We start from the raw sequence: 13334 nt of genomic DNA, 5'->3' as shown, positions 1-13334 counted from the left end.
CCGGTCCGGCCGACCGGGTGGACCGCTCGGCGGGGGCGCGGCTCCTCCCCGGGGCGGAGCTGTCCACCGGCGTCACTCCTCCCCGGGACCGACCTCCGCCGCGGCCCGGTCCCGCTGGATCGCGGCCCGTCGGGCCCGGCAGTACCAGAGCCCGATCAGGCCGAGCAGACCGCCGGAGAGGCAGATCCACGGCCAGCTGCCGTGCCCGTGCTCGGAGAGCGTGTGCTGGAAGGGGAGCAGCACCAGGAAACCCACGAACCAGACCACCGTGCCGCCGCCGACGATCGCGACGTCGTTGGCTTCCAGGGGAGGTGGCGAGGGGTGCAGCGGGGTCTTCGGCATGGGGCTCAGCCTACGGCTTCCGGTGTTGACCACTCGGTTGCTCTACGCGCGAAGATGGCGCGTGCACGACCGGTGAACACATACTGAAGGCCCTCCTTTGCCCCCACCAGAGGACAAATCGCATGCCTTCCGCGGCCATCGACCGCTACTTCCGGATCTCCGAGCGCGGCTCCAGCGTGGCGCGGGAGATCCGTGGCGGTGTCGCCACCTTCTTCACCATGGCCTACATCCTGGTGCTGAATCCGATCATCCTGTCCAACGCCGTGGACATCAACAAGCAGTCGCTGAGTTTCCCGCAGCTGGTCACGGCCACCGCGCTGACCGCGGGCCTGACCACGCTGCTGATGGCGGTGATCGGCAACGTCCCGATCGGCCTGGCCGCGGGCCTGGGCGTGAACACCGTCGTGGCGCTCCAGCTGGCGCCCAAGATGACCTGGCCGGACGCGATGGGCATGGTCGTGCTGGCCGGCTTCTGCATCATGCTGCTGGTCGCCACCGGCCTGCGCGAGCGGGTGATGACCGCCGTGCCGCTCGGGCTGCGCAAGGCGATCGCGATCGGCATCGGCCTCTTCATCACCCTGGTCGGCCTGGTCGACTCCGGCTTCGTCAGCCGGGTCCCCGACATCGCCCACACCACCGTCCCGCTGGAGCTCGGGACCGGTGGTCACCTGCACGGCTGGCCGGTGCTGGTCTTCATGCTCGGCGTGCTGCTCACCATGGTGCTGGTGGTGCGCAAGGTGCCGGGCGCGATCCTGATCTCGATCGCGGCGATGACCGGGCTGGCCCTGGTGATCCAGAAGCTGGCGAACCTGCCCGCCGACGCCTGGGGCCTGACCGTCCCCAAGTGGCCGGGCGACCCGGTGGCCAGCCCCGACTTCTCGCTGGTCGGCAAGGTCAGCCTGTTCGGCGGCTTCCACTACGTCGGCGCGCTGACCGGGATCCTCTTCGTCTTCACCGTGCTGATGAGCGCCTTCTTCGACGCCATGGGCACCATCCTCGGCGTCGCCGACGAGGCCCACCTGCTCGACGAGAAGGGCGACCTGCCCGGCATCAACCGGGTCCTGATGGTCGACGGCATCGCCACCGCGCTCGGCGGCGCCACCTCCTCCTCGGCCAACACCTGCTTCGTCGAGTCGACGGCGGGCGTCGGCGAGGGCGCCCGCACCGGCTTCGCCAGCCTGGTCACCGGTGCGCTCTTCATGATCGCGCTCCTCCTGACCCCGCTGGCCACCATGGTCCCGGCCCAGGCCGCCACCCCGGCGCTGGTCACGGTGGGCTTCCTGATCCTGGCCAACTCGATCCGCGAGATCGACTGGAGCGACTACACGATCGCGATGCCGGCCTTCCTGACCATGGTGCTGATGCCGTTCACCTACAGCATCACCAACGGCATCGGGATGGGATTCATCACCTTCTGCGTCCTGCGGGTGGCGACCGGACGCTGGCGAAGCGTGCCGGTGGCGCTGTACGTGGTGGCGGGAGTGTTCGCCTTCTACTACATGATGCCGGCGCTGGGGCTGGCGAAGTAGGGCGAATTCGGCAATTTATATCTGTCGTGCGCGGGGATTGATGTCGTTGTCTTGTTGTCGGCCTCTGGAGGAGCGACCATGGCACGCACCGTTATCGACCTCGACGATGATCTGCTGGCCGAGGCGCAGCAGCTCTTCGGTACGAAGACCAAGGTCGCGACCGTCAATGCCGCCCTGCTCGAGGCCGTGAAGCTGGCCCGCCGGATAGAGTTCGCGGACGCCATTGCCAGTGGCGAGTTCAACCTTCTCGATGAGCCGGGCGATCAGGCGGCGGCGTGAGCCGAGAGCGCTACCTGATCGACAAGTCGGCGCTTGCCCGCTGGGGCAAGCCCGCCGTGCGACCCGTACTCGACGACCTCTCCCAGCGGGCGCTGCTCGCGGTGAGCGCGGCTGTCGAGATGGAGGTCCTGCACAGCGCCCGCTCGGCGGTCGAGGCGGAGCGGCTCCGCCACCTGCTCACCGGGTTCGACCACCTGCCCTGCACGGACGAGGTCTGGGACCGTGCCAAGGAGATCCAGAGTCAGGCGCTGTTCCGCGGCGACCATCGAGCGCTGTCGATGGCCGACATGCTCATCGCAGCGACCGCTGAGCGGCATGGGGTGACGGTGCTGCACTACGACGGCGACTACGACATGATCGCGGCCATCACCGGACAGCGCACGCGATGGGTGGTCCCTGCGGGCACTGCAAACTGAGGTCTGGTCAGGCGAGCAACTCGGTGAGTGCCGCGGCGCTCCAGTGGCCCGCCGCGCCCGGGCGGGTGCTGAGGTAGGCGGCGATCCGGTCGGTGGGCCAGGCGTGGGACTCGCGCAGGCCGGCGGCGAGGTGGCGCAGGTAGCCGAGCGACGGCGGGGCGAGGGGGGCGTCGGCGGTGCGCCAGGGGGCGGTGAAGGTGAGCAGGGGCAGGCCGTCGAGGGTGCCGGGGTGCACCAGGGTCTCGTAGCGGCCCGGGCCCAGGGTGGCGCGGCCGTGGGTGAGGGCGGGGGTGAGGTCGAGGTCGGTGCCGGGTGGGCGGCGCATCTCCTGGGCGGCGAGGTCGGCGAACTGCTCGGCGGTGAGCAGGTAGGCGCGGGCGGGGGTGTCGCCGGGGTCGAGCGGGTCGTAGAAGGCCATGCCGCCGGTCCAGACGGCGGACTCCAGGGCGAAGTGCACCCGCCCCGGCAGCGTGATCGGGCGCATCGCGCGCGGCGGGCTCGGGTCGCGGCAGCCCGGGTAGACCCGGGCGCCACCGGGTGGCTGACCGCCGGCGAGGTAGGCGGTGAGGCGGACCAGGTGCAGGTTGGAGCCGTAGGCGGCGTACCAGATCAGGGGCCCGGTCATAGGGGAAGGCTAGGGCGGGATCAGGGTCCGCTGGGGGACGTTCCGGATACCGGCCGGGGCGGCTCGGGCTGAATCATCGTCAGCATGCTGACAGTGATGCGGATCGCCAGGTCGACGCTGCTCTGCGTGGGTGGGGCGTGGGCCGCACTGTGCCGGCTGGTCGGGGCGATCCCGCTGGGCGCCGAGGTGCTGGGCGGTCCCTGGCTGGTGGTCGCCGAACTCGGGGTGCTGTGCGCGGTGGTGGCCCTGGTGGCGGCCGTCGTCCCGGCCGGCGGCGCGCGAGTAGCCGGATTGTCCGCACGAGTGTCCGGAAAGCGCGCTGTGTAGCCGAGTTGGGGCTGGGCATACTGCCGGGTGAGTCGTGAGGGGGCACTGGCCGATGGAGCGTTGGGATCCAACCGGTATCGACGAGGCGGACTTCCTGCCGGAACCGTTCCAGACGGCCGACCGGGCGTCGATCGAAGGACAGCGGCAGACACTGCGCTGGTACCGCGGAATGATCCTGATGCTGGTGGTCGCGGCCGCGGTCAGCGCCGTGATCGCGCCCAGCGGCCACGGGAAGACCAGCGCCGCGCCGTTCGTCTCGGTGGCCGCCTTCCTGCTGGCCGGGTACTTCTGGTCCCGGCTGCGCCGGGTCAATCCGCAGGCCCAGTGGTACGGGGCGCGGGCCGCCGCCGAGTCGGTGAAGACGCTGGCCTGGAAGTACACCGTGCGGGCCCGCCCGTTCGGCGGCCCGGCCGACTCGCCCGAGGTGGACGAGGAGTACCGGGCGCAAGTCGCCGACCTGCTGCGGAACTTCGAGGAGACCGGCGCGCTCGCCCCCGGCGCGGTGCCCGAGATCACCGACGGCATGCGCGCGCTGCGGGCCGCCGAGCTGCCCGCCCGGCGCACCATGTACCTGCGGGTGCGGGTGGAGGGCCAGCGCACCTGGTACCTGGCCAAGGCGGACGCCTGCGAGTCGCAGTCCGTCTCCTGGGGCCTGGGCATCGTGGCCCTGATGATCGTCGGCGGTGCGGCGGCCGTGGCACAGGCGCTGGGCGCGATCTCGGTGAGCATCTTCGGCGCCTGCTCGGCCGCCGCCGCCGCGATCATCGCCTGGACCCAGCTGAAGCAACTGCGCCCGCTGGTCTCGGCCTACCAGCTCGCCGCCAAGGAACTCGACGTGGTCTGGGGCAAGTTGACCGCCATGGACGTGAACGACCCGGACGCCGAGGCCACCTGGTCGCTGCTGGCCGGCGACGTGGAGGACGCGGTGGCCCGCGAGCACACCAGCTGGCGGGCGCGGCGGGCTTTTCCGCACTGAGGCTTCGTCAGGAGAGGACGGCTGAGCGGAGCTTCAGTTTGGCCGGCCTCGGCCGGGGCGGAGCTGCAGGCCTCAGCCGCCGGAGATCGAGTCGCGCCGTTCAGGGCGGGCCATGGTCTCTGCCGTCATCTCTGCCAGGGTCGCGGTGGGCCCGTTCTCGGTCATCGCCTCGCGGGCCAGTCGAAGATCCTCCTGGTCCTCCTCTGCGTGGCTCCGTCCCGCGAGAGTGGCATGCCGATTTTTAATTAGTTTGGGTAATGACGTATCCTAAGTATCATGTCCGAGATGTCCGAGGGCGACCTCGCCGCTGTCAGTCAGCTGCGGTCGTCCGTGATGCGGCTGGCGCGCAGATTGCGGCACCAGCATGTGGAGCAGTCGCTCAGCCCTACCGAGATGGGGGTGCTGGGGACGCTGGCCCGGTGTGGGAGTGCGACACCGGGGGAGTTGGCGCGGCGGGAGCATGTGCAGCCGCCGTCGATGACGCGAATCATCGCGATGTTGGAGGAGAAGGGGCTGGTGCGGCGGGAGCCGCATCCCGAGGACCGGCGGCAGGTGGTGGTCAGCATGACCGACCAGGCCGCGGCGATCCTCGACGAGAGCCGTAGGCGGCGCAACGCCTGGCTCGCGGAGCTGGCCTCCGGGCTGACCGAGGAGGAGTGGGCGAGCGTGCGCGCGGCGGCGCCCGCGCTGTACAAGCTCGCGCACCTGTAGCGCACCGCAGCCGGATGCACCGGACGACAGAGAGGACGACCGCATCACCGCAGGATCGACCAGGAAGACCAGCAGCGCGGCCCCGGCCCATGCCGAGGCCGCGCCCCGAGGGGAGCAGTACGTGATACCGCAGGGCGCAGCCGGCGCCGCCAACCGTCCCGACGACACCACCATCCCGACCACCAACCTCGCCACTCCCGTGGCCACGCCGGTGACTTCGCCCGGCGACGACGACCCCTGCGAACGCACCGCGGCGGCTGAGCCCGCCGCACCGGGAACCGCGGCCTCGACCCGGTTCACCCGCCCGACGGGGACCTTCTCCTCGCTGCGGGTTCGCAACTACCGGTACTTCTTCGCCGGGCAGATCGTCAGCAACACCGGCAGCTGGATGCAGCGCATCGCCCAGGACTGGCTGGTGCTGAGCCTCACCGGCAGCCCGCTCGCGGTCGGCATCACCACCGCCATGCAGTTCCTGCCCACCCTGCTGCTCGGCCTCTTCGGCGGCGTGCTCGCCGACCGGATGCCCAAGCGGCGGCTGCTGATCGTCACCCAGGGCGCGATGGGCCTGCTGGCCGCCGTGCTGGCCGTGATGACGATCACCGGCGTGGTGACCGAGTACCACGTCTACGCCTTCGCGCTGCTGCTCGGCCTGGTCACCGTGGTGGACACGCCGACCCGGCAGGCCTTCGTCTCCGAGATGGTCGGCCCCGAGCACCTGAGCAACGCGGTCAGCCTGAACGCCGCCAACTTCCAGACCGCCCGGCTGGTCGGCCCGGCGGTGGCCGGCCTGCTGATCGCGGCGGTCGGCAGTGGCTGGGCGTTCGCGCTCAACGCGGTCTCCTTCGCGGCGGTGATCGGCGGACTGCTGGCGATGCGGACCAGCGAACTGCGCCCGGTGGAGCGGATCCCACGCCAGAAGGGCCAGCTGCGCGAGGGACTGCACTACGTGCGGGAGCGGCCGGACCTGATGTGGCCGCTGGTGCTGGCCGGGTTCATCGGGACCTTCGGCTTCAACTTCCCCACCCTGCTCGCCGGCTTCGCCCACGAAACCTTCCACGTCGGCCCCGGCCGGTACGGCCTGCTGAACACCGCGATGGCACTCGGCTCGCTGGCCGGCGCGCTCTACGCCGCCCGCCGGGGCAACCCGCGCCTGCGCTGGCTGACCGGCGCGGCGCTGAGCTTCGGCGTGCTGGAGGTGCTGGCCGCCGGGGCGCCCGGGTACTGGAGCTTCGCGGTGCTGCTCACCCTGGTCGGGATCTGCGGCCTGACCTTCAACACGGCGGTCAACTCCTACGTGCAACTGGCCACCGAACCCGAGATGCGCGGTCGGGTGATGGGCCTGCTGGTCCTGGTCTTCACCGGCGGCACCCCCGTCGGCGCCCCGCTGGTCGGCTGGGCCACCGCCGCCTACGGCCCCCGGGTCGGCCTGCTGGCCTGCGGCCTGGTCTCGGCACTGGCCGCGGCGGTGATCGGCCTGGTCCTGGCCCGCTGCGCCGACCTGCGCCTGCGGGTCGACCTGCACCGGGGGAGCGGCGGCCGGGTGGTGGCGTTCGTGCCACGGCAGGCGCAGCCGGCGGAGTCGCCGTCGCGGGCGCGCGAGCGGGAGCTGGCGGCGGCCTGCTGACGGGACGTCGTGTGACGCTCGGTCAGATCCGGTTCTCCGAGATCTGGCCGAGCCGGCTTCGCCCGTCCGGTGTCCCCTGTGGAAGCGTCAGCTTCCTGCTCCTCGCCCTAGGCGCAGCGCGGCAACGGACTGGCTGAGGCCGGACTTCTCCAGTTGGGCCAGGACGTCATCGAGGGTCTGCGGAGGGTGACGCCGGGATGTTGCGATCTCCTGGATGCAGGCGTAGACGACGCGATCGTCCAGATCGATGAGGTCCAGGACGAACTCGTCGGCACTCTTGCGCTCGATGTTCCATCTGGCGAGACGATCGACGGGGAAGTCCTTCCGGTTCTCGGTGACGATGACCTGGGCGCCGGCCTTGATGGCGGCCGCGAGCACGTGGCGGTCGTCGGGATCAGGTAGTTCGAGCCCGTCGATGAGGGTCTCGAACCCCGTGACCAGGCAGTCTCGGATGGCGCCGTTCATCAGTTGCCGACGGCGGTGCAGCTTCTCCTGCGGGATGTTCATGTTCTCGGCCAGGTTGCGGTCGACCTCATCAAGGATGAGATCGGACCATCTGGCGCGGACGAATCCCTTCTGGCCGACGCGAATCAGCAGGTCTCGAAGCGTGTTCGGGTAGAGCACGCACGCGTCGTAGATCACGACAAAGGCCATGTCAGAGCAGTCCCAGCTCCTGGTCCAGCCGCATCAACTCGTCGGCGGCATCCTTGCGCTTGGCGTCGTCCTCGCGCAGGTACTGATGGACATCCGCGAAGCGGATCCGCCGGTGGCGCCCGACAAGCCTGAAGGGGATCTCGCCGGACTCGAGCAACCCGATCAGGTAGGGACGCGACACGTTCAACAGGTCGGCCGCCTGCTGGGTGGTGAGCTCGGCGTCCACCGGCATGATCTGGACGCCCTGCCCGTTGGCGAGAGCAGCCAGCATGGAGGCGAACAGCTCCACCACCGGCCGGGGCAGGACGAGAGCCTCGTCCTGGGCACCGGTCTCCAGATGGACGTGGATGTCCTCGTCCTTCTGTGCGGTGTGTGCCAGGTAGTCGTTGACTCTTCGCAGTGCCCGTTCGGCGTGGCCGGCATCGACGGTGCCCGGTTCGATCTTCTTGCCGCTGACAGTACTCATGGCTACCTCCGCTACGAGCCTAATCGAAGTATTCGAAATATTCGCAGCAGGTGCAATCCCTAGCTTGTGCTGATCCATGTTCTCGGAGTTGTGTTCACCCGAACGGGTGCATTGCATCCCGACCGCGTAGCGCGCACGTTCGGCTGGTCACCGCGGCGAGGCCGTCGGCGAGTTCCCCGGCTGTCGGGCGCTCGGGGGCGGGTGCGGTGAGGACGTCGGCGAGGATCGTCGTCAGGTGCGGCCACGGCCGCGCGGTGGTCAGCGGGATGCCGGCGGCGATCGCCTTCCGCAGGTCGGCCGGGCTGGTGTCCTTCGGGGTGAGGCCGGCGGCGGTGTAGCCGGGCGGCGAGTTCCGGGGCGACCAGGTGCCTGATACCGCCGTTGAACTCGCGCCACGGGTCGGGTCCCGCGCGCCATGACCAGGCGAAGTCGACAACTTCACGCCGCTGTTCGCCCCGGTCGAGCTGGCCGACGTCCTAGTGCACGCGGCGGGTGGCGAGGGCGCGGGACGGGACAGCTGAACGGACGGACTGGACGAGGGTGGTTCAGGGGGATCATGTACTACTAGGGTCGGGCTTCGTGCCGATCACCGACGTAGCTGTGCCCCGCAGGGCGAGGCTCGCCTTCCGCCTGATACTCACGGTAACGGCGCTGTGGAGCGTGGTGCTGCTCGCCTGCGTCTATGTCACCGTGCGGCTCGACCGGGCCGGCAACACTGTGGACCAGTACGGCGACCCCAACCTCGCAGCTGGCATGGCCGAGACCGCGACGGCTGCCATCGCCGTCCTGGCGGCGGTACCGACCGTGCTGTGGTTGATCACTACGATCGCGTTCCGGCGCGGCTCCCGGTTGGCCCCGGTCGTGGCAGCCCTGGTCACCGCCCTCACCGTGCTGTGTTCGATACCGGTCCTGAGGTTCACCGTAGGTCTCTTCTCCGGTGAGGCGTACGTCGTCGCCTTCGTCGTGATCGTCGACTGCCTGAGCGTGGTCGCAGTGTTCGCCGCGTGGACCCGCAGGAGCTGACCGCGCATCAGCAGCCCTTCGGGAAGCGCTAGTCCGGCGGGTGGCCCGCGACGAAGTAGGCCGGGGCCGTGGGGGAGTGGTGGCGGGCCAGGGTGAGGGTGGCGTGGTGGAGGGGGGCGCGGTCGCAGGGGGTGGGGTTGGCGGGGGGGGGGTTGGCCCAGGTGTAGCCGTGCAGGGTGGGGGCGGCGGTGTCGGGGATCCGGGCGAGGGCGGTCTGGGCCGGAGTGAGGGGCTTGGTGAAGAGGAAGGCGACGGTCTCCGGGGTCTGGAGATCGGAGGCGGTGTAGTCGACCGCTGCGAGGTCGGTAGCGGTGAAGCGCAGGTCCAGGCCGAGCTGGGCCAGGACGTGGCGGCGGGCGGCGAGGTGCGGGGGGACGTCCGGATCGGCCGGCCCGCCCGGGAGTTGGCGGCACGGGTGGGCGGTGAGGTGCAGCAGCAGCACGGTGGAGTCGTCGGGGTGGAGGAGGACGGCGCGCACGGTGAGGAGGCGGACGGTCACGTGTTGGCGTCCAGGGAGCGGATGGCGCGGGCGAGTTGGTGGAGTTCGGTGAGGTGGAACGGGCGGAGGCGGACCAGGACGGAGCCCTCGTGGGTGATGAGCCAGCCGTCGCCGGGTTCGGGGAGGTCGAGGTCCGCGTCGGTGAGGGCGGTGGTGAAGTCGGCCAGGGCGGCGGCCGCTTGGCGGCGGGGGTGGGTCATGGGGACTGCACCAGCCACTTCGCGTCGACCTCCCACTCGGGGCCGCCGCGCTCCGGACGGAGGTAGACGAGGTCGCGGGTGCGGTCCATGACGACGCCGAGGCGTTGGTTGAGCGAGTCGTAGACCAACTCGCCGCGCTTGCGGGGTTCGTGGGGGTGGTCCGGGGGTGTGCTGCTGTAGGGGTCGACGGTGGGGTAGGGCGGGGTGAGGCGGAGGAAGAGTTCGGGCCGACCGCCGCAGTCGGCCGGGCACTCGCACTCGGGCAGGCCGCGCTCGATGTAGGGCGGGGGAGGGGGAGTGGTGGGGTGGGGATGGCTTGTCATGGCAGATGGGCTCCGCGACTGGTGGCAGATCATGGCAGAGCAGGGCAAAGAGGAGGATTTTGGCCGTTTTCCCTGCGCACTTCAGTCTCGTGGTGTGACCATGGCGTCACAAGCGGTTGGGTAAGAGAGCTGCCAAGACTGTTGAGGGGATGATCATGGTCGTGGAGCTGGAAGTCCTTGACGGTGGGGTGTCGGACGAGGGGCCGATGACTTGGGGCAGGGTGCTGCGGATGCTCCGGGAGGAGAAGGGGCTGACGCAGGCGCAACTGGCTGACCTGCTGACAACTCATCAGACGATGATCAGCCACCTGGAGCTGGGCAAGGTCCAGCCAGACGAATCGTGGGCCAGGAGGCTGGATGAGGCGCTGGGGGCGGGTGGGTTGTTGGTGGCGGCGTTCAAGCTGGTGGAGCCGTACTTGTCACGGCCGCATCCGAACTGGGACGCCTATGAGGAGTATCGGAAGCTGGAGGGGCAAGCAGTTCGGTTGTATGAACTCGCCACCGGGCGGATGCCCGGCCTGCTGCAGACCGAGGAATACATGCGTGCACTGTTCGTCTCCTACAACCCTGCGGAGACCGAGGCGAAAGTCAGAGAGAGGCTTGCTCGGCAGAGCCGAAGGTTCGCATCTGGCAGACCTCACCTGGTCGCCGTGGTCGACGAGGCAGTGCTACGGCGTGTTGTGGGGAGTCCGGCTGTGATGCGAGCGCAGCATGCCCATCTGCTGAAGATGATGCGGATGGCCGATGCTGTCATCCAGGTGCTCCCGTTGCGGGAAGGCGACGCTGCGCGAATGTCTATGAGTGGCATGCTCATTCTTGAACAGACGAGTGGTCAGAAGCGCGTCTATTCGGAGAGTCTTGATCAGGGACACTTCATCGACAGCGCACGCCAAGTGAGTCGGTACGTCGATGAGTATGATCGGCTGCGCGCGCAGGCCCTGTCTCAGAGGGAATCTGCTGAGCTGATCCGAAGTGTCATGGAGGGAATGGCCGATGACCAACATTACGTGGATCAAGAGCAGCTACTCGGGCGCGAGTGGCGGCGCGTGCGTCGAATGGGCCCCACAGTCCGCTACCCGAGGCCTCGTCCCCGTGCGTGACTCCAAGGACCCCGAGGGCCCCGCCCTCACCTTCCCCGTCGCCTCCTTCACGGCGTTCCTTGCGGGCGTCAAGGCGGGTTCGCTTGCCATGCTCTAGCTCATGAGACTCTTCGTCGCCGTCCACCCCTCCCCCGAAGCGGTCCGCGAACTCGCCGACGCCACCACCCCCCTCCGCACGCTCCCCGGCGCGGAGCGCCTGCGCTGGACGGCTGAGGAGGGCTGGCACCTCACCCTCGCGTTCCTCGGCTCGGTGCCCGACGACCAACTCCCGGCCCTCCGCGAGGCCCTCGCGCAGACCGCGCTCGGCTACCAAGCGCACCGCCTCCGCCTCGCTGGTGGTGGGCACTTCGGTGACCGCGTCCTCTGGGTCGGGCTGGCCGGGCAGACGTGGGCGTTGCGTTCGCTGGCCCGGGCGGTGCTCACGGTGACGGCCGAGGTCGCCGAAACGCCGGACGCCGAACTCGACTTCCACCCCCACCTCACCCTCGCCCGCACCGGGCGCGGTGGCCACCCCGGGCGCGAGGAGCGCGCCGCGCTGCGCACGGCGGCCGAGCGGTTGGAGGAGTTCCAGGGTGTGGAGTGGCCGGTGACGGAGTTTCAGTTGATGCGCAGCGACTTCGCCAGCGGCGGCTCGCGCTACACCGTCGTGGACCGCTGGCCGCTCACTCGCTCCTGAGCGGCGGCCACGCGCGCATCGCCGCCGCCGCGAGCAGCTCCAGCTCCGCCCGCCCGACCCCGTCCCTGGACTGCTGCGACATCCCCTGCAGCACCGCGGCGGTGAGCCGGGCCAGGGTGCCCGGGTCGGTCTCGGGCGGCTCCTCGCCGCTGGCCACCGCCGCCGCGATCAGGCGTTCGAAGTCCGCGACGCTGCCCTCCCGGATCGCCCGCAGCTGCTCCCGCACCTGCGGGCTGCCGCAGTTGACCCCAGCGCTGATCACCAGGCAGCCGTGCGGCCGGCCTGGCGTGGTGAACTCCGTTGCTGAGTCCCGGAGCAGTCGCGCGATCCCCGCCCGCACCGTCGGCTCCTCGGCCAGCGCGCGCGCCACGTAGGCGCCGTGGGTGTGGCGGAACCCGGCCACCGCCTCCTCGAAGAGCGAGCGCTTGTCGCCGAAGGCCGCGTAGAGGCTGGGGGCCCGGATGCCCATCGCCTCGGTCAGGTCGGCGATCGAGGTCGCCTCGTAGCCCCGCTCCCAGAACAGCATGGTGGCGGCGTCCAGGGCCGCCGCGCGGTCGAAGGACCGGGGGCGGCCACGGGGCGGGGGAGTCGGCATGCCCAAATTCTATATCGCCCGCTACAGAAACCGTGCTACGGTCCTTTCCATAGCGACTGCTACAGAATGGTGGGGTGCGATGAGCAGGCTTGCGGGGAAGACGGCCCTGGTGACCGGCGGCAGCCGGGGGATCGGCAAGGGGATCGCGCTGCGGCTGGCGCGCGAGGGCGCGCTGGTGGGGGTGCACTACGGGAGCAACGAGGCGGCCGCCAAGCAGACGGTGGCCGAGATCGAGGCGGCCGGCGGGCAGGCGTTCGCGCTCGGCGCCGAGCTGGGCGTGCCGGGCGACGCGGCGGCGCTCTGGGCCGCGTTCGACGCGGCGCTGGCCGCCCACAGCGGTGCCTCCGGTCTCGACATCCTGGTCAACAACGCTGGGATCGCGGCCCGGGGGACCATCGAGGAGGTGGCCGAGGCCGACTACGACCAGGTCTTCGCGGTCAACGTCAAGGCGCCGTTCTTCATCATCCAGCAGGGCCTCGACCGCCTGCGGGACGGTGGCCGGATCGTCAACATCTCCTCCGGTGTGACTCGGATAGCCATGCCCGGCCTGATCGCCTACTCGGCCACCAAGGGCGCGCTGGACGTGTTCACCAAGACGCTGGCCCAGCAGCTGGGCGCCCGTGGTGTGACGGTCAACACGGTGGCGCCGGGAGTCACCGACACCGACATCAATGCCGACTGGCTGGCCGACGACGCGGCCCGGGTCGGGGCCGCGGCGTCCTCGGCCTTCAACCGGATCGGCACCGCCGCCGACGTGGCCGACGTGGTCGCCTTCGTGGCCTCGGCCGACGCCCGCTGGGTGACCGGCCAGTTGCTGGACGCCACCGGGGGCTCCCACCTCTGAAAGCGCTCATCCCGGCCGGGTACGCTCAAACAGTGGACCCCAAGACTCGAACCCGTATCGTCTCCGGCGCCTTCCTGCTGATCCTGGTGGCGGTCGCGATCGGCGCGCTGCTGCAGAAGTAGCGC

Annotated in this window: 21 protein-coding genes; 12 read left to right on the top strand and 9 right to left on the bottom strand. The window is 70.1% G+C overall.

Going from position 1 to position 13334, the window contains the following annotated elements; translation table 11 throughout:
- Positions 1-72 precede the first annotated feature (72 nt).
- Positions 73-342, bottom strand: a complete 270-nt coding sequence (locus P3T41_RS12390; protein ID WP_280689758.1) for a DUF2530 domain-containing protein — start codon at positions 340-342, stop codon at positions 73-75.
- A 122-nt stretch (positions 343-464) separates the two neighbouring features.
- On the opposite strand from P3T41_RS12390, the gene P3T41_RS12385 reads away from it, so the two are divergent.
- The 3 genes from P3T41_RS12385 (at position 465) to P3T41_RS12375 (ending at position 2566) form a co-directional block, all read left to right on the top strand.
- Complete coding sequence (locus P3T41_RS12385) at positions 465-1871, top strand: NCS2 family permease (protein ID WP_280689757.1); 1407 nt, start codon at positions 465-467, stop codon at positions 1869-1871.
- A gap of 78 nt (positions 1872-1949) precedes the next feature.
- Entirely contained in the window at positions 1950-2150 is a 201-nt protein-coding gene (locus P3T41_RS12380; RefSeq protein ID WP_280689755.1) for a type II toxin-antitoxin system VapB family antitoxin, read from the top strand.
- Positions 2147-2566, top strand: coding sequence for a PIN domain nuclease (locus tag P3T41_RS12375; RefSeq protein ID WP_280689754.1), 420 nt, complete (start codon positions 2147-2149; stop codon positions 2564-2566). The genes P3T41_RS12380 and P3T41_RS12375 overlap by 4 nt, the downstream gene beginning before the upstream one ends.
- Positions 2567-2573: 7 nt before the next feature.
- On the opposite strand, the gene P3T41_RS12370 is transcribed toward P3T41_RS12375, so the two are convergent.
- Complete coding sequence (locus P3T41_RS12370; RefSeq protein WP_280689753.1) at positions 2574-3191, bottom strand: histone deacetylase; 618 nt, start codon at positions 3189-3191, stop codon at positions 2574-2576.
- A gap of 84 nt (positions 3192-3275) precedes the next feature.
- Between P3T41_RS12370 and P3T41_RS12365 the strand changes: the two genes are divergently transcribed.
- The 4 genes from P3T41_RS12365 to P3T41_RS12350 all read left to right on the top strand — a co-directional run bounded on the left by P3T41_RS12365 (position 3276) and on the right by P3T41_RS12350 (position 6829).
- The gene (locus P3T41_RS12365) at positions 3276-3518 is read left to right on the top strand and encodes a hypothetical protein (RefSeq protein WP_280689752.1); all 243 of its coding nucleotides are present in this window, start codon (positions 3276-3278) and stop codon (positions 3516-3518) included.
- Positions 3519-3570: 52 nt separating this feature from the next.
- Entirely contained in the window at positions 3571-4494 is a 924-nt protein-coding gene (locus tag P3T41_RS12360) for a DUF4231 domain-containing protein (protein ID WP_280689749.1), read from the top strand.
- A 276-nt stretch (positions 4495-4770) separates the two neighbouring features.
- Positions 4771-5205 carry a MarR family transcriptional regulator gene (locus tag P3T41_RS12355; RefSeq protein WP_280689748.1) on the top strand — a complete coding sequence of 145 codons (435 nt, stop codon included), beginning with the start codon at positions 4771-4773 and terminating at the stop codon, positions 5203-5205.
- Between the two features lie 121 nt (positions 5206-5326).
- Positions 5327-6829 (top strand): MFS transporter, encoded by a 1503-nt coding sequence (locus P3T41_RS12350; RefSeq protein ID WP_280689747.1) that lies wholly within the window; start codon positions 5327-5329, stop codon positions 6827-6829.
- Between the two features lie 87 nt (positions 6830-6916).
- On the opposite strand, the gene P3T41_RS12345 is transcribed toward P3T41_RS12350, so the two are convergent.
- The 3 genes from P3T41_RS12345 to P3T41_RS12335 form a co-directional block, all read right to left on the bottom strand.
- Complete coding sequence (locus tag P3T41_RS12345; RefSeq protein WP_280689746.1) at positions 6917-7483, bottom strand: PIN domain-containing protein; 567 nt, start codon at positions 7481-7483, stop codon at positions 6917-6919.
- Between the two features lies 1 nt (position 7484).
- The gene (locus P3T41_RS12340; protein WP_280689745.1) at positions 7485-7949 is read right to left on the bottom strand and encodes a helix-turn-helix domain-containing protein; all 465 of its coding nucleotides are present in this window, start codon (positions 7947-7949) and stop codon (positions 7485-7487) included.
- 94 nt (positions 7950-8043) lie between these two features.
- Complete coding sequence (locus P3T41_RS12335; protein WP_280689744.1) at positions 8044-8391, bottom strand: hypothetical protein; 348 nt, start codon at positions 8389-8391, stop codon at positions 8044-8046.
- A gap of 137 nt (positions 8392-8528) precedes the next feature.
- Between P3T41_RS12335 and P3T41_RS12330 the strand changes: the two genes are divergently transcribed.
- Positions 8529-8972, top strand: a complete 444-nt coding sequence (locus tag P3T41_RS12330; RefSeq protein WP_280689743.1) for a hypothetical protein — start codon at positions 8529-8531, stop codon at positions 8970-8972.
- Positions 8973-9000: 28 nt separating this feature from the next.
- Here P3T41_RS12330 and P3T41_RS12325 read toward each other — a convergent pair whose 3' ends face one another.
- Genes P3T41_RS12325 through P3T41_RS12315 form a run of 3 tightly spaced genes read right to left on the bottom strand, consistent with a single transcriptional unit; the run spans position 9001 to position 9994 of the window.
- The gene (locus tag P3T41_RS12325) at positions 9001-9471 is read right to left on the bottom strand and encodes a hypothetical protein (protein ID WP_280689742.1); all 471 of its coding nucleotides are present in this window, start codon (positions 9469-9471) and stop codon (positions 9001-9003) included.
- On the bottom strand, positions 9468-9671 hold the full coding sequence (locus P3T41_RS12320; protein WP_280689741.1) for a hypothetical protein: 204 nt from the start codon (positions 9669-9671) through the stop codon (positions 9468-9470). Before P3T41_RS12320 ends, P3T41_RS12325 begins: the two co-directional genes overlap by 4 nt.
- Positions 9668-9994 carry a hypothetical protein gene (locus P3T41_RS12315; protein ID WP_280689740.1) on the bottom strand — a complete coding sequence of 109 codons (327 nt, stop codon included), beginning with the start codon at positions 9992-9994 and terminating at the stop codon, positions 9668-9670. The genes P3T41_RS12320 and P3T41_RS12315 overlap by 4 nt, the downstream gene beginning before the upstream one ends.
- 149 nt (positions 9995-10143) lie before the next feature.
- On the opposite strand from P3T41_RS12315, the gene P3T41_RS12310 reads away from it, so the two are divergent.
- From P3T41_RS12310 to thpR, 3 genes are read left to right on the top strand one after another with little or no spacing between them, the layout of a single operon-like run.
- Entirely contained in the window at positions 10144-11094 is a 951-nt protein-coding gene (locus P3T41_RS12310; RefSeq protein ID WP_280689739.1) for a helix-turn-helix transcriptional regulator, read from the top strand.
- Entirely contained in the window at positions 11006-11191 is a 186-nt protein-coding gene (locus P3T41_RS12305; protein WP_280689885.1) for a DUF397 domain-containing protein, read from the top strand. The genes P3T41_RS12310 and P3T41_RS12305 overlap by 89 nt, the downstream gene beginning before the upstream one ends.
- Positions 11192-11194: 3 nt before the next feature.
- Positions 11195-11770, top strand: a complete 576-nt coding sequence (gene thpR / locus P3T41_RS12300) for an RNA 2',3'-cyclic phosphodiesterase (RefSeq protein ID WP_280689738.1) — start codon at positions 11195-11197, stop codon at positions 11768-11770.
- Here thpR and P3T41_RS12295 read toward each other — a convergent pair.
- The gene (locus tag P3T41_RS12295) at positions 11757-12365 is read right to left on the bottom strand and encodes a TetR/AcrR family transcriptional regulator (protein WP_280689737.1); all 609 of its coding nucleotides are present in this window, start codon (positions 12363-12365) and stop codon (positions 11757-11759) included. The genes thpR and P3T41_RS12295 overlap by 14 nt on opposite strands.
- Before the next feature lie 79 nt (positions 12366-12444).
- Between P3T41_RS12295 and P3T41_RS12290 the strand changes: the two genes are divergently transcribed.
- Positions 12445-13209: an SDR family NAD(P)-dependent oxidoreductase gene (locus P3T41_RS12290; RefSeq protein WP_280689736.1), complete on the top strand. Its 765-nt coding sequence runs from the start codon at positions 12445-12447 to the stop codon at positions 13207-13209.
- The last annotated feature ends 125 nt before the right edge of the window (positions 13210-13334 follow it).

Origin of the sequence: Kitasatospora sp. GAS204B (assembly GCF_029892155.1) — a bacterium.
In the GTDB taxonomy this organism is placed as follows: Bacteria; Actinomycetota; Actinomycetes; order Streptomycetales; family Streptomycetaceae; genus Kitasatospora.
Note: the sequence above shows the minus strand (reverse complement) of the source record. Positions and strands in the feature narration are given on the sequence as shown.